This is a genomic window from Winogradskyella eckloniae (genome assembly GCF_013249045.1).
GTDB lineage: Bacteria > Bacteroidota > Bacteroidia > Flavobacteriales > Flavobacteriaceae > Winogradskyella > Winogradskyella eckloniae.
On record NZ_JABRWP010000001.1, the window covers coordinates 345,156 to 363,252 of the forward strand.

Consider the following 18,097-nt stretch of genomic DNA (forward strand, 5'->3'; position numbering starts at 1 on the left):
TATGAATAATTAGACTTCGAGAACTTCAATTGTATCATTTATATACACTAATAATTTGTGAGTGACGTTAAAGTGCATTGCATGTAATACTGTTTCATAAGCTTGAAGTTGATTGGCATGAAACGCTTTTGCATCTCCTGTTTTATAATCTATAATAATGACGTCGTTATTGGAATTGATATTTAAGCGATCTGGCCTTAAAAGTTGGCCTGTTTGTGTTATAATATCGCGTTCATTATAGATTTTAAAACCTGTATTGTAATACTGTGCTAATTTAGGGTGATTGATAATATCTAAAACTTGATCTTTTAAAGATTCACTATGGTCTGAGGTAATATTTCCCGAAACTAGTAAATCTTTAAATGCTTTGTCCACATCTTCTTCCGTTTTAATTTTAGATAAAACAAGATGTACCAAGTTACCACGTTCAATAGCTGCTTCTTGTTGGGTATCCCAAAGCAATCCAGATTTCGTTACAATATTTAAATTATGGTCTTCTTTAGCCACTGAAATTAACTTTAGTGGACTAGATGCTGTTTCAGTTTCTGTTTGACGTGCATTGGGTTGTAACCTGCCATAACTGTAATTTAATTGGCTGTCGTTCCATTTGTTATCATTAATCAAGAAGTTTATAAAATTGCCAGCGTAGGTTTTTTTATTAAATTCACCTTTTGAATTTATATCTTTTTTTGAAATAATATACAATTGCTCAACAGCTCTAGTTAAGGTCACATACAACAAATTAAAATTGTCTAATTCTAATTGGGACCTGTGTATATTGTAAATTTCAGCGCCTTTATCCCCAAAATGTTCTACGTCTTTATATGAACTTAATAATAAGGTGTTAAAACCGTTGTAATTTTCAGGTTTAACAGGAAACCAAATTTTGGAATCTATTTCTTTGTAAAGATCAAGATCTGCATATGGAAAAATCACAACAGGAAATTCTAAACCCTTAGATTTATGAATCGTCAAAATTTGAACCGCATTCATTTTTTCTGGTGTCACCACACTTAGTTTGTCGGCTTTAGATTCGAAATAATTTATAAAGCCAGAAATGTCTGTATGTTGCTTTTGTGTAAATTCTAGAACCACATCTAAATAAAATTGAAGGTAAGCGTCTGACGTGGAATTTAAATTGAATAATCGAATCACATGTTCTACTAACTCAAATAGTGGTAATTGAAGACATTGGTTTTTATCAATGTAAATATTTAATTGTTGCAGTTGAATAAACAATTCATCTAAAGAACCTTTGATATAGGTTTTAAAAAATTCATGTTTATCTTTAGGTTGGTGCTGTTCCGCGAGAAACGAAAGCACGTCAATTTTTAAATTGTCATTTGTAGGTTGAATTAGTAACTTTAAAAATGAATTGATAAAGTTTACCTTGTCTGAATTTTTTAAAAGTAACGTATCTGAAGAGGTAATTTTTATACCATTTTCGTTTAAGTAATTTGCGATGGCCAAACCTTCTTTTCGTTTTCTAACCAAAATACAGATGTCGTATAATGGAAAGCCGTTTTCTTGACATTGCTGTATGGTCTTTAAAACCTCAGTCGCATATAATTCATAACTATCGTCTCCATTTTTAATATCTAAAAAATTAAGATTCACATAGCCTTCTGAAGCATTGTTGGTATTCTGTTTCGCTTTTTTAAAAAGGTCTGCGTAAGTCTCATTAATGAAAGCGGTTTCACTAAGGAATTCAAAAAATGAATTATTGAATTCTATTATAGCTTTTGCACTTCTGTAGTTGGTGTCTAGAGGTAAGACCTCTGCTTCTATTTGAAACGGGTTATCAACCTTATTATAAAGTTTAATAAATTGTTCGGCTTCGCCACCACGCCATCGGTATATGGCTTGCTTAGCATCACCAACCAACATTGTACTTCCGTTAGCCGAAGAAAGTGCATTGTCTAATAAAGGCACTAAGTTTTCCCACTGCATTTTGGAGGTGTCTTGAAACTCATCTATAAAGTAATGTTTAAATTTTTCACCCAAACGTTCGTAAATAAATGGTGTAGGTTGATTTTTTATTTCTTTACTTATAATGGTATTAAATTCAGAAATCAACATTTTATTTTGTTCAGATTTTAAAATGTCTAACTCGTTTTTTATGGCGTTTAAAACAGAAAGAGGAGTGATGTTTTTATATAAACCTTTTTTTAGTTTTAATTCAAAAATTGAAGCTTTTGAAGCGAGGAAATCTTTAGCCAATTGTGGTTGAATACTTTCAATAGTTGAGGCCACATCGCCAGAAACACGTTTAGGATAAATGGCAAGTCCTTCAATTAATTTATTTTGCCAAACCGTATCAAAACCAACTGTAAATACTTTACCTTTTAATTTTTCAAAATATTTAGGTAACAAACTTCTGTCAAAATCGTTGATTTGTAAACCTGATTCTTCAATTAGTGATAAGGCAGAGCTAGCTATAGTTACAATGTTGTCTTCAATTTGAAGGATTTCTTTTGATAATTGTTGTTTTAGAGTTTTAAAATCGCTTAGTGTTTTTTCTTTAAAACTATTTAGAGCTAAAAGATCATTTTCATTAACTAATAGTTTAGCAATCTTGTTGAAGTCAAAACTAATATCCCAGCTTTTGTCTTCATCTGTTTTCTCAATAGCGAAATTTATTAATACCTGAGTTAAGGTTTTGTCGTTTCCAGCTTTTGCAATAAGACTGTCTACAGCTTCATTTAGCAAGCGATCTTGGTCGAGTTCAACTTCAAAATTCACTGGTAATTTTAAATCGTGCGCAAACGTTCGTATCACTCTATGAGTAAATCCGTCTATTGTAGAAATATCAAAAGCACCATAATTATGAATAATATGCTTTAAAATATGTATGGATTTATTGTGGAGATACTCAGGCGAAATTTTTAATTCTTCGCAAATAGCAACAAACATAGGGTGAGGTTGACTCAGCGTTTTTTCTGATGAAAAAGCATGTAGCATATCAATGATGCGTTCCTTCATTTCACCAACAGCTTTGTTTGTGAATGTTATAGCTAAAATAGACTTAAACTGGTCATAACGTTTAGACTGAATTAGTATTTTAAGGTACGATTTTGCAAGTGTAAATGTTTTTCCACTTCCAGCAGATGCATTATATATTTTATAGGTCGGTTTTTGCAAGAGAAAATTTTTATAGCAAAATAGCGAATCTTAATAGTTTATTAAGAGAAAATAGCAGACAAAATTGTAAATTTGGGATTAAAGAATTAATTAACCAATATAAAACAATACAATTATGGCTTTCGAATTACCGAAATTAAAATATGCATACGACGCTTTAGAACCAAATATTGATGCACGTACTATGGAGATTCATTACTCTAAGCATCACCAAGGGTATACTAATAAATTAAATGCCGCAATAGAAGGAACAGATCTTGATGGAAAATCAATTGAAGATATTTTATCAAATTTAGATATGAGCAATTCTGGCGTTAGAAATAATGGAGGAGGTTTTTATAATCACTCATTATTTTGGGAGGTTATGAATCCAGAAGGTAAAGGACGTTTATCAGGTGATCTAAAAGATGCTATAGAAGCAGAATTTGGTTCTTTTGACGCCTTTAAAGATGCTTTTTCTAAGGCAGCAGCAACACAATTTGGTTCTGGTTGGGCATGGTTATGTGTTCATAAAGGTGGTAAGGTAGAAGTTTGCTCTACACCAAACCAAGATAATCCTTTAATGCCAGGTGTTTCTTGTGAAGGTACACCAATTTTAGGTTTAGACGTTTGGGAACACGCTTATTACTTAAACTACCAAAACAGAAGGCCAGATTATATTGAAGCATTTTTTAATGTTATTAACTGGAATGAAGTAGAAAGAAGATACGCTGAGGCGAAATAATATAGTTTTCTACAGGTATTTAATTTTGTAGATAAAAAAACCGAGTCAAAATATGGCTCGGTTTTTTTGTTTTTAATATTTGAAGTCTCTGACTATTAAACATGAAAAAGGATGAACAGTTGTTCATCCTTTTTGCCCCAAATCTACCATAAACTTAACCTACTTATGTTATGGTGGGTCAAATATAAGAGGACAATAGCTATACAATCAATTTTTTGGACAAACGACCTATAAATTAGTCTAAGCGTGGAAAGCATTCGGATTGGCTGCTGATAAGTGAAAAATAAAGGAGATGTAAAATATAGAGTTTAAAATTGGTCCATAAAAAAAGGTGAACATTGTTCACCTTTTTTTGCCCCAAATCTACCATGAACTTAACCTACTTATGTTATGGTGGTACCAATGTATATTTTATTTGTTGAAACGAACGCAAATATTGGATGAAATGCATTTTTTTTGGATAAAACAACTATTTTATCGGATAAAATGCCATTTCAGTTTGGGTTTAGTACGCGCGTTCTTTGTTTCCTTCGTAAAAATTAATAAATGCTCTGTTAACAACTCTGTTGCCTCCTGGTGTAGGATAAGTACCTGTAAAATACCAATCTCCTAAGTTTTTTGGGCACGCCTTATGTAAGTTATCAACAGATTGGAAAATTATTTTTACTTCAGCTTTTATGGTGTGATCACTTAGTAATTCTGAAATCTTATCCGAAATTTGTTCGTCCGTAAAGTTGTCATAGATTTCTTTTACATAGTTAACAACATTAACATCTTTTAGGTTGACTTGAGAAATACATTTTTTATATACATCCTCTACGATATGATATAGATCGTTGTCCTTTAATAATTCTAATGCCGCTCTAAAGGCAATCAAGGACTCTAGATTGGCCATATCAATCCCATAGCAGTCTGGATATCTAATTTGTGGCGCAGAGGACACAACAATAATCTTCTTAGGATTTAATCGGTCCATCATTTTAATGATACTCTTTTTTAATGTGGTTCCTCTTACAATACTATCATCGATTATAACTAAATTATCTGATGGTTGTATAACACCATAGGTAACGTCATAAACATGTGCCACTAAATCATCTCTACTGCTATCTTCTGTGATAAATGTTCTTAATTTAACATCTTTAATGGCGATTTTTTCAATTCTAGGAAATTCAGATAAAATCTCAGTAACCTTTTCTGCAGACAATTTTCCGCCTCCACTTAATATGGACTTCGTTTTCTTTTCGTTAAGATGATCTTCTACACTTTCTATCATACCAAAAAAAGAAGTTTCCGCTGTATTTGGTATGTATGAAAATACGGTATTCTTGGTATCATTATCAATAGCATCTAACACTTTTGGCATTAATAAGCGACCAAGCTTTTTACGCTCTTGGTAGATTTCTGCATCACTACCTCTAGAAAAATAGATGCGTTCAAAGGAACAAGCCTTACGTTCGTATGGCTCTAGTATTTTTTTAATTTTAGTGGTTCCAGATTTTTTGGTAATAATTGCATGGCCTGGTTCTAGTTCTTTTACAGACTCAAATGGAACATTAAAGACAGTTTGTATAACAGGACGTTCTGAAGCTACAACCACAATTTCATCATCTTTATAATAGTAAGCTGGTCTTATACCAGATGGATCTCTTAATACAAAAGAATCACCATGACCTAATAAACCTGCCATAGCATAACCTCCATCCCAATTTTTTGCTGCACGTTTTAGTATTTTACTAACCTTTAAGCGTTCTGCTATTAAAGGAGAACATTCGTTTTTATTATATCCTTCCTTTTTTAGGTCTCTGTATATTTTAGAAACTGCATCATCTAAAAAGTGCCCAATTTTTTCCATTACAGTAATGGTGTCTGCCTTTTCTTTTGGGTGTTGTCCTAGATCTATTAAATTATCAAAGAGCTCATTAACATTTGTCATGTTAAAATTACCAGCGACGATTAGGTTTCTGTGCATCCAATTGTTTTGCCTTAAAAAAGGGTGTACACTTTCTACACTATTTTTACCAAATGTCCCATATCGTACATGGCCTAACAGCACTTCTCCTATGTACGGAATATGTCGTTTTTGTAATTCTACATTATCTTGGTAGGCATCGTTTTTTGTTAATTCATTATTTATACGATCATTTATTTGAGCAAAAATATCTTGAATAGGTTGTTGAGCAATAGATCGTACACGACTGATATAGCGTTCTCCAGGTTTGGTATCTAATTTTATACTAGCAAAACCAGCACCATCTTGTCCACGGTTGTGCTGTTTTTCCATCATTAAATACATCTTGTTAACGCCATAAAAAGCACTTCCATACTTTTCTTTATAATATTCTAAGGGTTTTAAAAGTCTAATGAGTGCAATTCCGCATTCATGTTTTAAAGCATCGCTCATGTTGTGTTATCTCCTATTGTTAGTGTTCGTTCAAAGTAATTTTGGAATAAAAAAACGCGCTCAATTTTGAGCGCGTTTTTTTAACTTAATTCTATATCAAATTGTGTTAGACTCTTAAATTGGTCTAATCGTTTGTAAATTTCTTTATCGGTTAAATTCTGCATACGCTCTGTTCCAAATTTTTCAACACAAAACGATGCTAAAGTAGAACCGTATATAACAGCGTTTTTCATGTTTTCAAAAGAAAAGTCGCCAGTTTTAGCTAGATATCCAGCAAAGCCTCCTGCAAATGTATCACCTGCTCCTGTTGGGTCAAAAACTTCTTCTAATGGAAGTGCAGGTGCGTAGAATACATTATCATCATGAAATAATAATGCGCCATGTTCACCTTTTTTGATGACTACATATTTTGGTCCCATAGCATGGATCTTTCTGGCTGCAACTACTAAAGAGTATTCTCCTGTTAGTTGCCTTGCTTCTTCATCATTTATTGTTATTACATCTACATTCTTAATTACAGAAAGTAAATCATCAAGGGCAATATCCATCCAAAAATTCATGGTGTCTAAAATGGCTAATTTTGGTTTTTTAGTCATTTGATCAAGAACACCTTGTTGTACAAGTGGATGCAGGTTGCCTAGCATTACCACTTCTGAGTCTTTATAGTTTTCTGGTACAATTGGATTAAAATGTTCTAGCACATTAAGCTCTGTAACCAAAGTGTCACGAGAATTCATGTCATTGTGGTATTTACCACTCCAGAAAAATGTTTTTCCGTCTTTTACAATTTCTATTCCTTCTATATCAATATTTCTATTTTGTAAAAGGTCTAAATACGCTTGCGGAAAGTCACCACCAACGACAGAAACTGCAGCAGCATCGACATTAAAGTTTGAAGCTGATAAACCAATATATGTTGCTGCTCCTCCAAGGATTTTATCGGTTTTTCCAAAAGGGGTTTCAATAGCATCAAATGCCACAGTACCTACAATCACTAATTTACTCATTACCTAAGTTTGAATTAAGTTGCAAATTTACGTAAAATATATTCCTTGTGAAATACTTAATTTCATAAAGCTAAAGTGTACTATTTCCTTCCAAAATCAGCAGGAATTTCTCCCCATGCTTTGGTTTCCCATTTTACTATAGTTGTAGTATACTCATTGGCTTTTAACCATTGTTCTGCACGCTCTACCAAATCAAAAACAGGTTGGTTTTTAGTGTTTCGCTCTATTTTTGAATTACATGTTTTTTTGCGTACCCAACTCATTGCTGTTCTCGAGTCCGTATATATAATTCGATCACTTTTATGTTGTTTTAAAAATGCTAATCCGTGAACTAAAGCTAAAAATTCCCCAATATTATTGGTGCCTTCTTTAAAAGGTCCTTGAATAAATAACTGTTTTTTTGTTTTAGTATCTACACCTCTATATTCCATAATGCCAGGATTTCCACTTGAGGCGGCATCTACTGAAATGGAATTGTAATTGGGTTGACCTATTTTTTTTAAATCTGCTTCAGAAAGGTCACTTTTAAAAGATTTTGATTTTCCTATATAATCATAGTAATTCCCTTTTAAAGCAGTTTTTGCAGCTTCTAATGTAGAAAATGATTTGTATTGCGCGCCTGGAAAGTCCTTTATTTGTGCTTTACAATCTTTCCACTTTTCAAAGACGCCGGTTTTATGACCTTTCCAAACGGTGTAATATTTTTTCTTTTTAGTATTCATTTTCGCGTTTCTACCGGTTGTAGAATCTTAGTTTAATAATGTATTGACCACTATTGGAAAATGTTCCATTTCTAGCAAATGAATCTTTTCTGCGACATCTTCGGCAGAATCAGTAGGCAAAACCTTACATTTTTCTTGAAAAATTATAGCGCCTTCGTCATAATTTTCATTCACGTAATGTATGGTAATACCTGTTTCTTCTTCTTTATTTTTTACTACAGCTTCATGGACATATTTACCATACATGCCTTTTCCACCATATTTAGGTAAGAGCGCTGGGTGGATATTTATGACTTTATTTTTATATTCTTCTATTATAAATTCTGGGAATTTCCATAAAAAACCTGCAAGTATAATGAGATCTGGTTGCGTAGATTTTAGAATATTTAAGACGTCGTTAGTCTTTGAAAAAGCCATTCTGTTAAATGATAATGCACTGACATTTAGTTTTTTACAGCGATCTAATACTTTGGCATGAGGATTGTTAGTTAGTACTTGAGTAACAGACGCCTTATCGCTGTTGTGAAAAAACTTAATTAAATTTTCAGCATTAGAGCCACTTCCGGACGCAAAAATTACAATACGTTTCATTTACAGGTATATTTCTTCTATTATTCAAACAAAAAAAAGAATAATAATTAACAATTAGTAGCAAAAACCAAATACTTTATCTTTATTTTTACTAAAATTAAAAACACATTTTAACGGTAAAGATGAAAATTCAAATAAAGTTTTTTATTTTTGCCATCTAATTAAAACTTAAATTTAAAAAATTATGTCAGACATTGCATCAAGAGTAAAAGCGATTATCGTAGATAAATTAGGTGTTGATGAAAACGAGGTTGTAACTGAAGCTAGCTTCACAAACGATTTAGGAGCGGATTCATTAGACACTGTTGAATTAATAATGGAATTTGAAAAAGAATTTGATATTCAAATCCCAGATGATCAAGCTGAGAATATTGCAACAGTTGGTCAAGCTGTTTCTTACATAGAAGAAGCAAAATAATAACTTTATTTTTATGGAATTAAAGCGAGTCGTTGTTACGGGTTTAGGTGCACTTACACCAATAGGAAATACCAAAGATGAATATTGGAATGCTCTTATTAGCGGTAAAAGTGGTGCCGCACCTGTCACGCATTTTGATGCTGAGAAGTTCAAAACAAAATTCGCTTGTGAAATAAAAAACTTCGAAGTTACTGACTTTATTGATAGAAAGTTAGCACGACAAATGGATAAGTTTTCGCAATATGCAATGGTGGCTTCTGATGAAGCAATCGCAGATTCAAAACTAGATCTAGAAGCAATAAACAAATTAAGAGTCGGAGTAATTTGGGGAGCTGGTATTGGTGGTTTAGAAACATTTCAAGAAGAAGTGTTAAATTTTGCCGCTGGTGACGGATCGCCTCGATTTAATCCGCGTTTTATACCAAAAATGATTGCTGATATAGCACCTGGAAACATATCTATAAAGTATGGTTTCATGGGTCCTAATTATACTACAGTATCTGCATGTGCGTCTTCTGCAAATTCAATGATCGATGCTCTAAACACTATTCGTTTAGGGACTTGTGATGTGATTATTACAGGTGGTAGCGAAGCAGCAGTTACGATTGCAGGTATGGGAGGATTTAATGCTATGCATGCTATGAGTACTCGAAACGAAGATCCAAAAACAGCCTCAAGACCTTTTGATGCGAACCGTGACGGTTTTGTATTAGGAGAAGGGGCAGGAGCAATTGTTTTAGAAGAGTATGAACATGCAAAGGCAAGAGGAGCAAAAATCTACGCTGAGGTTGTAGGTGGAGGCTTGTCTTCTGATGCTTATCATATGACAGCGCCACATCCTGAAGGAATTGGTGTTGTTGCGGTAATGAAAAATTGTTTAGAAAATGCAGGCTTAAATCCTGAAGACGTAGATCATATCAATACGCACGGCACATCGACACCATTAGGTGATGTAGCCGAGTTAAAAGCTATATCTGAAGTATTTGGCAGTCATGCTAAAAATATAAATATTAACTCTACAAAATCTATGACAGGTCACTTGTTGGGTGCTGCTGGAGCGGTTGAAGCCATTGCTTCAATTTTAGCCATGCAGCATGGTATTGTACCTCCAACAATAAACCATGAAACGGTTGACGAAAACATAGATCCAGAATTAAATTTAACACTCAATAAACCTCAGAAACGAGATATTAAAATAGCAATGAGTAATACATTTGGATTTGGCGGTCACAACGCTTGTGTAGTATTCAAAAAATTAGACTAAGTCCCGAATGAGCTTCATTCGTAACATACTAAATTCCCGTACTCCAGAAGACGGGAATTTTTTTTTACAACTCAAAGAAATTCTTGGGTTTAAACCTAAAACCAAATCATTTTACATTAAAGCATTTACGCATCGTTCTATGAACATAAAGGACGAGTTAGGAAATGCTGTTAATTATGAAAGGTTAGAGTTTGTTGGTGATGCTATGTTGAGTGCGGTCATTGCTGCATATTTGTTTGAGAAAGTACCTCATGGCGACGAAGGCTATCTCACAAAAATGCGATCTAAAGTAGTAAGTAGAGAACATTTAAATAAGTTAGGAGAAGAGTTAAATCTTATAAGTTTAGTACAAAGTAGAATTCCTGTTTCTAATTTTGGGAATAATATTCACGGCAATTTATTTGAAGCCTTAGTTGGTGCTATTTATTTAGATAAAGGATATAACGTTTGTGAGAAGTTTATTTATAGAAGCGTTATCAATCCGCATGTAGATATAGAAACACTAGAAGGCAAGGTTATAAGCTATAAAAGTTTACTCATAGAATGGTGTCAAAAAGAAAAAAATACTTTCGAATTTCAAGTCTATGAAGATACTGGCAATGATGAGCTAAAGCATTTTTCTGTAAAACTTTCCATTAATAATAAAATAGTTTCTAAGGCAAGAGCAACGTCCAAGAAAAAAGCAGAAGAGAAAGCTTCAAAACGTGCTTTTTTTGCATTTCAAAACCAAATAACAGGACTTCATTAAATAAAATGCAGTATTAAAACTACGATAACGTTTTCGTAGATTTAATCAAATAAGATTAACCCTTTCTTAATAAAACTAAGCGTTTATTGTACTATATTTACATTATTATGCCGATTAAATATTTGAGATTTTAATTCCATAATTAGAAATTTAATTAGTATCAAAGTTATAAGCGTATGGCTTTGCACAAACTTCAGGTAGATGATTTTTATGATGATGCCTATAAATTAATAGCAATTCATTGTAGGTTGGAAGATTATCGTTTAGCTTATTTGCTCAATACACATTTAGGGCTTAAGTTAGCACGTCAAGAAAGAGATATAGACTTTAAGTATTTAGAGTCGTCTTATAGTATTTTTGAATGGGATAATAAAACGGAGTATATACAATGGAATTTAATTTCTAATGTATGTAAAAAGGAAGAAGATAGTTTATCAAGTACCGGAACATTATTTGATAATCCAGAAAGAGTATTGAAAACCTTTAATCTCATTACTGAGTTTAAAAAAGTAGATTTTTTTCTAAAAATCTCAAATGAAATAAAAAATGTAGAGGAAAAGATTATTTTAAAAAAAATGCAATCTATTCCTCAAATAATAACTAGTTATACGGTAGATCCGTTAAAAATAAAGTCTAAAGACAATTTAATTTTTTGAATCGATGTCAAATAAAAAAACAAAAATAGTAGCCACATTAGGTCCTGCAACAAGTACAAAAGAAGTGCTAAAGGCGATGTTAGATGAAGGATGTAATGTGTTTAGAATTAACTTTTCACATGCCGATTATAAGGATGTTGAGGAGCGTATAAAAATGATAAGGGAACTCAATGAAGAATACGGTTACAACGCATCTATATTAGGAGATTTACAAGGTCCAAAATTACGTGTAGGTGTAATGAAAGGCGAGGTTGTTGTTAATGAAGGAGACGAAATTATTTTTGCAACAGGAGAGCGTTTTGAAGGAACAAAAGAGCGTGTCTACATGACCTATGATAATTTTCCGCAAGATGCCAAAGCTGGTGAACGAATTTTATTAGATGACGGAAAATTAATTTTTGAAGTGGTTTCTACAGATAAAAAATCTGAAGTTAAAGCGAAAGTTATACAAGGAGGTCCTTTAAAATCAAAGAAAGGTGTGAATCTTCCTAATACTAATATTTCTCAGCCTGCGTTAACGGAAAAAGATATAGAAGATGCTATTTTTGCTATTGGGCAACGTGTAGATTGGATCGCTTTATCCTTTGTACGTCATGCAGAAGACTTAATGCAACTTGAGAATTTAATTAATGAGCATAGTGACCATAAAATTCCAATTATAGCAAAAATAGAAAAGCCAGAAGCTGTAGAAAATATTGATAAAATAGTGGCTTATTGTGATGGTTTAATGGTTGCTCGTGGAGACTTGGGTGTAGAAATACCTGCTGAAGAAGTGCCGTTAATTCAAAAACAATTAGTGTTACGTGCTAAACGTGCTAGAATTCCTGTTATTATAGCCACCCAAATGATGGAAACTATGATTACAAGTCTTACGCCTACAAGAGCCGAAGTTAATGATGTTGCCAATTCTGTTATGGATGGTGCTGATGCAGTTATGTTATCTGGTGAAACATCAGTGGGTCAATACCCTGTTCAAGTTATAAGACAGATGTCTAACATTATTCGTAGTGTTGAAGATTCACCATTAATTGAAGTGCCACAATCGCCACCTCATATACGTACTAAACGTTATGTAACTAAAGCAATCTGTTACCATGCTGCAAATATGGCTAATGAAATCAATGCAAAAGCTATTTCTACGCTTACAAATAGTGGATATACAGCGTTTCAGATTTCGGCCTGGAGACCTTCGTCTCATATTTTAGTGTTTACATCAAATAGACGTATATTAACGCAATTAAGTTTGTTATGGGGAGTTACTGCTTTTTATTACGATAAATTTGTAAGTACAGACGAAACTATAGAAGATGTGAACGCAATGGCATGTAAAAAAGGTTATTTAGATGTAGGAGATATGTTAATTAGTCTAGCAGCAATGCCAATTCAAGATAAAGGTATGGTAAATACTTTGCGTGTTTCAGAAATTGAGAGCTGTAGTTTTTAATGAAATAAACTATTAATTATAGATATTAAAACGAGCGATTTAACATAAGTTGAATCGCTCGTTTTTTATTTAGTATGCTTATAAATGGTTAGAAATAGGAAAACTAGATAAATATATAAAGTAAAAAGACAATAATTGCGATTAATATAAGAATAATATAATTTTTATAATTTGAAGTGTGGTCTGAAATAAAGTGTTTACCTCTTGTCCGTTTTACAGATTTTAAGTCATTTTTAAAACGGGTTGTAATGGGCTTAACGATGTTTTTATCGTCATAATAACTCGGATTTAAAGCTAAATTATCGACTATAGTTTTGCAATCTTTTAAACTTAAACCTGTTTTGGTCTTAATAAATTTAATGGCTTTAATTTTATTTCCTTTTTGAATAAAATATAAAATCCGTTGTTTGTCTATGATGTGATCATTGATGTAAATCATTATTTCTTTATTAAAATTCTAACTTTAATTGTACACTAACGTCTAATTTTTTTTGGTTAATAGGCGTGTTGGTGTCTGTATTGAGATTAGATAATGAAATGCCAAGCAGTCTTACAGAATTGTTTAATTTTTCTTGGTATAAAAGCGCTTTTGCGGTTTCGAAAATTATGGCTTTATCACAAATATAGTATGGTAGTGTTTTGCTTCTGGTCTGAAGAGTAAAGTCGCTGTATTTAATTTTTAAAGTTATTGTTTTTCCAGAAACTTTGCTTTTAAATAGGCGTTTAGAAACTTCCTTGGCAATGTGTTCTAATTTTTCTAGCATAAAAATTTCTGATGATAAATTTTTACTAAATGTACGTTCTGCTGCTAAAGATTTTCTAATTCTATTTGGTTTTACTTCACTCATATGAATACCACGTACAACCTTATAATAATGTTGACCAGATTTACCAAAGTGTTCTTCTAAATATTCTAAACTTTTGGATTTTAAATCTCTACCCGTAAAAATTCCTTTTTGATACATTTTTTCTGCTGTTACTTTTCCTACACCATAGAATTTACGGATATCTAAGTCTTCTAAAAATTGTAAAACGTCTTCTGGGTTAACTGTTTTTTGTCCATTCGGTTTGTTATAATCACTAGCAACTTTAGCGATAAATTTATTGATAGAGATGCCAGCTGAAGCGGTTAAACCTACTTCGTTATATATTCTAGTTCTTATAAGCTTAGCTAATAAGGTAGCACTTGGTAAGCCTAACTTATTTTCTGTAACATCTAAATACGCTTCGTCTAATGACAATGGTTCAACTAAATCTGTATAGTCATAAAAGATTTTTCTAATGTGTTTTGAGATTTCAGTATATCTAGCAAAATCTGTTTTAACAAAAATAAGATCTGGACATAATTTTATTGCTAAACGACCAGACATTGCACTTTTTACACCGTACTTTCTGGCCTCATAACTTGCTGCACTAATTACTCCACGCGTTTCTCCACCGCCAACGGCAATTGGTTTACCTTGAAGTTTAGGATTATCCATTTGAGCTACTGAAGCATAAAATGCGTCCATATCTACATGAATTATCTTTCTAATAGGTAAATCGCTAAGCATAATGTAAATTTAGACATTAATTAGCTTATTTGAGATAATAATTGGTAGAACACATGATAGAAATTGAACGTAAATTTTTAGTAAAAACACAACATTTTAAAACCCAAGCGTCTACAAGTTATGCGATTAAACAGGGCTTTTTAAATAGTCATGAGGACAGAACTGTTAGGGTGCGTTTAAAGAAAGACAGTGGTTTTATTACAGTGAAAGGAAAATCATCTTCTAATGGTTTATCTCGTTTTGAATGGGAAAAGGAAATTACAATTCAAGAGGCTGAATCCTTGCTATTACTTTGTGAAGATGGCATTATAGATAAAACGCGATATGAAGTTATTTATGGTACTCATATATTCGAAGTTGATGAATTCTATGGAGAAAATGATGGTCTTATTATTGCAGAAGTAGAATTAAGATCAGAGGAAGAAAACTTTGAAAAACCAAATTGGTTGGGGAAGGAGGTAACTGGGCAAATTGCTTATTATAATTCTCAATTAAGTCAACATCCTTTTAAAAAATGGTAATAAAAAAACCTATTCGTTTTAAGGAATAGGTTTTTTATTTGGTTATTTAAATAATTATTCTGAAGCAGTAGTTTCAGAGATAATTAAAAACTCAGATCTTCTATTTTCACCATGTTGTTCTTTAGTACAACCGTTAGAACAATCTATCTTTGGTTCAGATTCACCTTTACCTTCTCCAGATATTCTAGATTCGTCAATACCTTTAGATATAACGTATTGTACAGTGGTTTTAGCTCTTCGATCAGATAGACGTGCGTTATAAGCTTCAGGTCCTCTTTCATCTGTATGCGATGTTGCTTTAATAACCATATCAGGATATTTATTCATAATTTGAACTAATTTATCTAATTCAAAAGCACCTTGCGCAGTAATGTTAGACTTATCAAATTCAAAATAAATTGGTGCTAAAACAACTTGCTCTGCAACTACAATTTTTTCAATAGGATCTAAAGAAATCTGAACATTATTTTCTTCTTCGTTAGTACCTTTTACTGGGACTTTTTTGCTTTCAAAATCTTCCATGATTACTTCAAGCTCAGTATCCTTATCACATTCTACAATGAATTCTGCAATACCTTGTTCGTTAGTGGTTTTTGTCACCACTTTATTACCTTCATCATCATATAATGAAACAGAAGCTCCGCTGATAGGTTCGCGTGTTTTGTCATCTAAAACGGTTGCTGAGATTAATACATCACATAAAGGTTGTAATTTTTTAATTTCATAGATATCATCACTTCCTTTTCCACCTTCTCTGTTAGAAGATACAAAACCTTCGCCTGTTTCTTCATCTATTACAAATGCAAAGTCGTCTGCATTACTATTAATTGGTATTCCGACATTTCTAATAGGAGCCATTTTACCATCAATTTCCTTTGTGTAGAAGACGTCTAATCCTCCAAGACCTAAATGACCGTTAGAAGAGAAGTATAAAGTGTTGGTACTACTGATATAAGGAAACATTTCTTGTCCTTCCGTATTTACTTTTTGACCTAAGTTTACAGGTTCTCCAAGGGTACCATCTTCGTTTATTGATGCTTTGTAAATATCAAAATCTCCGTATCCTCCTGGTTTATTTGATGCAAAATATATTGTTTTACCATCAGGACTTACCGTTGGGTTTTTAACAGAATAGTTTTGACTATTAACAGATAAACTCTCAACAGTATCCCAATCATCTCCAAGTTTGGTTGCTTTAAATAAATAAAGTTGACTAAATCGTGTTGTACTTAAAGAGTCTTTTTCGTATGCTTTTTCAAAATAACTTTCTCTTGAAAAGTACATTGTATTTCCATCAGGTGAAAACGTTACAAGCCCTTCATGAAATCTTGTGTTTATTTTACTGTTGGCTAAAACTGCTTCTTGATATGTACCATCTGTATTTTTGTTGATAGTGTATATATCTAAAAAAGGTTGATCATTCCAACCGTAAGTCTTACGACTATCGTTACGACCAGACGTTATGTATAATGTAGACCCTTGTAATGTTCCACCAAAATCAGATTGAGTTGAATTAAAATCAGAATTCTGAACGTTAAATTTTTTACCTTGTTCTAATATTTTAGGAAGGTAATCAGGGTTTTTTCTATATGCAGTGGCTCTATCGTCTGAAGGACGCATCGTAGCAAATTTATCCATCTGTACGTTAGATTCTTGATATTTACCATTAGCCTTAAGCATTTGTGCATATTTATAAACCATCTCTGGTTGATCTGATGTTTCTAATGCTTTTGCATAATAACGTTCTGCTGCTTCTGTATTAAAAATGTTATAATAACTTTCTGCAAGTTGGCTATATACATAAGTATCTGCTTTACCATCTTCTACTAATTGATTATAGCTCTCTGCCGCTTTTACAAATTCAAATCTTGCAAAGTGTTTGTCTGCTTTTTTGGTACTAGCGTTTTGAGCAGTTAAGCAAAAGCTACTCATCAACGTAATAAATAATAATGTTTTAAAGTTTTTCATAATTGTTTAGCTTAACTGATTAAAAGTATCTTGGTGAACGAGAAACACGTTTTGGGAAATTAAGGTCAAATAATAAAAAGACCTCGTGAGATGCTGGCGCATATGCTTTAATATCTGACGAAATAAAGTCGTAAGCATAACCAATTCTTAAGGATGGTGTTAATGCAAAGTTTATAAGACCTGAAAAAGAGTCATCTAATCTGTAAGATGCTCCGATTTCAAACTTCTTATAGAATCTAGCGTTGACGTTAACATCAAAAGAAGTTGGTGCATCAAATGCTGATTTAATCATTACAGAAGGTTTAAGCTCTGTGTTTTCTGATAGATCAAACACATAACCACCGGTTAAGAAGTAATGTTGTGTTTCAGAACCTATTTTAAGTCCGCTGTCATCTAAATGAACGGATGATAATAAATTAGGTACAGATAAGGACACATAGTATTTGTCAGTGTAATAAAAGAATCCAGCTCCTATATTAGGTGTAGTTTCATTAATATCCTGATTTAGGAAAGGATCATTTTCATCAATAATGTCAATACCAGCTAAACCGATGTCATGAAATGTAGCACCAGCTTTAATACCAAAAGCTAATCTATGTTCTCCACCTAATTGTAATGTGTAAGATACATCTGCATATACGTTGGTTTCAGTAACAGGACCAATATGATCTGAAATTACCGACAGACCCAACCCAACATTTTTACCGACAGGTGAATGTCCAAAGAATGTCCCTGTTTCTGGTCCGCCATCTATTTTAGACCATTGATTTCTATATAATAATCCAAAAGAAAGATTTTCTTTTGAGCCTGCATAGGCAGGGTTTATTATATTCATATTATACATGTACTGCGTGTACTGAGGGTCTTGTTGCCCATACATTTGAAATGCTAAAAGCAAAACCGCTATAATAGAGAGTTTTTTCATTATAATAAGTT

Annotated in this window: 16 protein-coding genes; 7 read left to right on the forward strand and 9 right to left on the reverse strand. The window is 32.6% G+C overall.

The genetic code is table 11. The features are described 5' to 3' along the window. Positions 1 to 9: 9 nt before the first annotated feature. Positions 10 to 3,141 (reverse strand): UvrD-helicase domain-containing protein, encoded by a 3,132-nt coding sequence (locus HNV08_RS01560; protein ID WP_173279351.1) that lies wholly within the window; start codon positions 3,139 to 3,141, stop codon positions 10 to 12. A gap of 115 nt (positions 3,142 to 3,256) precedes the next feature. Here HNV08_RS01560 and HNV08_RS01565 point away from each other — a divergent pair, with 115 nt between their 5' ends. Beyond that, positions 3,257 to 3,865 (forward strand): superoxide dismutase, encoded by a 609-nt coding sequence (locus HNV08_RS01565; protein WP_173279352.1) that lies wholly within the window; start codon positions 3,257 to 3,259, stop codon positions 3,863 to 3,865. 505 nt (positions 3,866 to 4,370) lie between these two features. On the opposite strand, the gene HNV08_RS01570 is transcribed toward HNV08_RS01565, so the two are convergent. The 4 genes from HNV08_RS01570 to purN form a co-directional block, all read right to left on the reverse strand. After that, positions 4,371 to 6,269, reverse strand: coding sequence for an amidophosphoribosyltransferase (locus HNV08_RS01570; protein WP_173279353.1), 1,899 nt, complete (start codon positions 6,267 to 6,269; stop codon positions 4,371 to 4,373). Positions 6,270 to 6,349: 80 nt separating this feature from the next. Further along, entirely contained in the window at positions 6,350 to 7,276 is a 927-nt protein-coding gene (locus tag HNV08_RS01575) for a PfkB family carbohydrate kinase (protein ID WP_173279354.1), read from the reverse strand. A gap of 80 nt (positions 7,277 to 7,356) precedes the next feature. After that, positions 7,357 to 7,998: a ribonuclease H1 domain-containing protein gene (locus tag HNV08_RS01580; RefSeq protein WP_173279355.1), complete on the reverse strand. Its 642-nt coding sequence runs from the start codon at positions 7,996 to 7,998 to the stop codon at positions 7,357 to 7,359. 27 nt (positions 7,999 to 8,025) lie between these two features. Continuing rightward, positions 8,026 to 8,589: a phosphoribosylglycinamide formyltransferase gene (purN, locus tag HNV08_RS01585; RefSeq protein ID WP_173279356.1), complete on the reverse strand. Its 564-nt coding sequence runs from the start codon at positions 8,587 to 8,589 to the stop codon at positions 8,026 to 8,028. 184 nt (positions 8,590 to 8,773) lie between these two features. Between purN and HNV08_RS01590 the strand changes: the two genes are divergently transcribed. The 5 genes from HNV08_RS01590 (at position 8,774) to pyk (ending at position 13,119) form a co-directional block, all read left to right on the forward strand. Beyond that, entirely contained in the window at positions 8,774 to 9,007 is a 234-nt protein-coding gene (locus HNV08_RS01590; protein WP_013750595.1) for an acyl carrier protein, read from the forward strand. A 13-nt stretch (positions 9,008 to 9,020) separates the two neighbouring features. After that, a complete protein-coding gene (fabF, locus tag HNV08_RS01595) occupies positions 9,021 to 10,271 on the forward strand; it encodes a beta-ketoacyl-ACP synthase II (RefSeq protein ID WP_173279357.1) in 1,251 nt (416 codons plus the stop codon). A 7-nt stretch (positions 10,272 to 10,278) separates the two neighbouring features. Further along, positions 10,279 to 11,019, forward strand: a complete 741-nt coding sequence (gene rnc, locus HNV08_RS01600; protein WP_173279358.1) for a ribonuclease III — start codon at positions 10,279 to 10,281, stop codon at positions 11,017 to 11,019. A 176-nt stretch (positions 11,020 to 11,195) separates the two neighbouring features. Continuing rightward, positions 11,196 to 11,675 (forward strand): IPExxxVDY family protein, encoded by a 480-nt coding sequence (locus HNV08_RS01605; RefSeq protein ID WP_173279359.1) that lies wholly within the window; start codon positions 11,196 to 11,198, stop codon positions 11,673 to 11,675. A gap of 4 nt (positions 11,676 to 11,679) precedes the next feature. Next, complete coding sequence (pyk, locus tag HNV08_RS01610) at positions 11,680 to 13,119, forward strand: pyruvate kinase (RefSeq protein WP_173279360.1); 1,440 nt, start codon at positions 11,680 to 11,682, stop codon at positions 13,117 to 13,119. A gap of 103 nt (positions 13,120 to 13,222) precedes the next feature. On the opposite strand, the gene HNV08_RS01615 is transcribed toward pyk, so the two are convergent. Then, complete coding sequence (locus HNV08_RS01615; protein ID WP_173279361.1) at positions 13,223 to 13,558, reverse strand: hypothetical protein; 336 nt, start codon at positions 13,556 to 13,558, stop codon at positions 13,223 to 13,225. A gap of 10 nt (positions 13,559 to 13,568) precedes the next feature. Continuing rightward, a complete protein-coding gene (dinB, locus tag HNV08_RS01620; protein ID WP_173279362.1) occupies positions 13,569 to 14,672 on the reverse strand; it encodes a DNA polymerase IV in 1,104 nt (367 codons plus the stop codon). A gap of 53 nt (positions 14,673 to 14,725) precedes the next feature. Here dinB and HNV08_RS01625 point away from each other — a divergent pair, with 53 nt between their 5' ends. After that, on the forward strand, positions 14,726 to 15,193 hold the full coding sequence (locus HNV08_RS01625) for a CYTH domain-containing protein (RefSeq protein WP_173279363.1): 468 nt from the start codon (positions 14,726 to 14,728) through the stop codon (positions 15,191 to 15,193). 54 nt (positions 15,194 to 15,247) lie between these two features. Here the strand turns inward: HNV08_RS01625 and HNV08_RS01630 are convergent, their stop codons facing one another. Together HNV08_RS01630 and HNV08_RS01635 are read right to left on the reverse strand one after the other, a co-directional pair. After that, positions 15,248 to 17,161 carry an OmpA family protein gene (locus HNV08_RS01630; RefSeq protein WP_173279364.1) on the reverse strand — a complete coding sequence of 638 codons (1,914 nt, stop codon included), beginning with the start codon at positions 17,159 to 17,161 and terminating at the stop codon, positions 15,248 to 15,250. Between the two features lie 19 nt (positions 17,162 to 17,180). Then, positions 17,181 to 18,086 (reverse strand): PorP/SprF family type IX secretion system membrane protein, encoded by a 906-nt coding sequence (locus HNV08_RS01635; RefSeq protein WP_173279365.1) that lies wholly within the window; start codon positions 18,084 to 18,086, stop codon positions 17,181 to 17,183. Positions 18,087 to 18,097: the final 11 nt, after the last annotated feature.

What these genes read in the sequence shown, in the direction of transcription:
- purN (WP_173279356.1), bottom strand. Translation starts at nt 8,589, where the DNA reads ATGAAACGTATTGTAATTTTTGCGTCCGGAAGTGGCTCTAATGCTGAA.
- dinB (WP_173279362.1), bottom strand. Translation starts at nt 14,672, where the DNA reads ATGCTTAGCGATTTACCTATTAGAAAGATAATTCATGTAGATATGGAC.
- HNV08_RS01635 (WP_173279365.1), bottom strand. Translation starts at nt 18,086, where the DNA reads ATGAAAAAACTCTCTATTATAGCGGTTTTGCTTTTAGCATTTCAAATG.
- HNV08_RS01575 (WP_173279354.1), bottom strand. Translation starts at nt 7,276, where the DNA reads ATGAGTAAATTAGTGATTGTAGGTACTGTGGCATTTGATGCTATTGAA.
- HNV08_RS01590 (WP_013750595.1), top strand. Translation starts at nt 8,774, where the DNA reads ATGTCAGACATTGCATCAAGAGTAAAAGCGATTATCGTAGATAAATTA.
- HNV08_RS01570 (WP_173279353.1), bottom strand. Translation starts at nt 6,269, where the DNA reads ATGAGCGATGCTTTAAAACATGAATGCGGAATTGCACTCATTAGACTT.
- HNV08_RS01565 (WP_173279352.1), top strand. Translation starts at nt 3,257, where the DNA reads ATGGCTTTCGAATTACCGAAATTAAAATATGCATACGACGCTTTAGAA.
- HNV08_RS01625 (WP_173279363.1), top strand. Translation starts at nt 14,726, where the DNA reads ATGATAGAAATTGAACGTAAATTTTTAGTAAAAACACAACATTTTAAA.
- HNV08_RS01630 (WP_173279364.1), bottom strand. Translation starts at nt 17,161, where the DNA reads ATGAAAAACTTTAAAACATTATTATTTATTACGTTGATGAGTAGCTTT.
- HNV08_RS01615 (WP_173279361.1), bottom strand. Translation starts at nt 13,558, where the DNA reads ATGATTTACATCAATGATCACATCATAGACAAACAACGGATTTTATAT.
- HNV08_RS01605 (WP_173279359.1), top strand. Translation starts at nt 11,196, where the DNA reads ATGGCTTTGCACAAACTTCAGGTAGATGATTTTTATGATGATGCCTAT.
- pyk (WP_173279360.1), top strand. Translation starts at nt 11,680, where the DNA reads ATGTCAAATAAAAAAACAAAAATAGTAGCCACATTAGGTCCTGCAACA.
- rnc (WP_173279358.1), top strand. Translation starts at nt 10,279, where the DNA reads ATGAGCTTCATTCGTAACATACTAAATTCCCGTACTCCAGAAGACGGG.
- fabF (WP_173279357.1), top strand. Translation starts at nt 9,021, where the DNA reads ATGGAATTAAAGCGAGTCGTTGTTACGGGTTTAGGTGCACTTACACCA.
- HNV08_RS01580 (WP_173279355.1), bottom strand. Translation starts at nt 7,998, where the DNA reads ATGAATACTAAAAAGAAAAAATATTACACCGTTTGGAAAGGTCATAAA.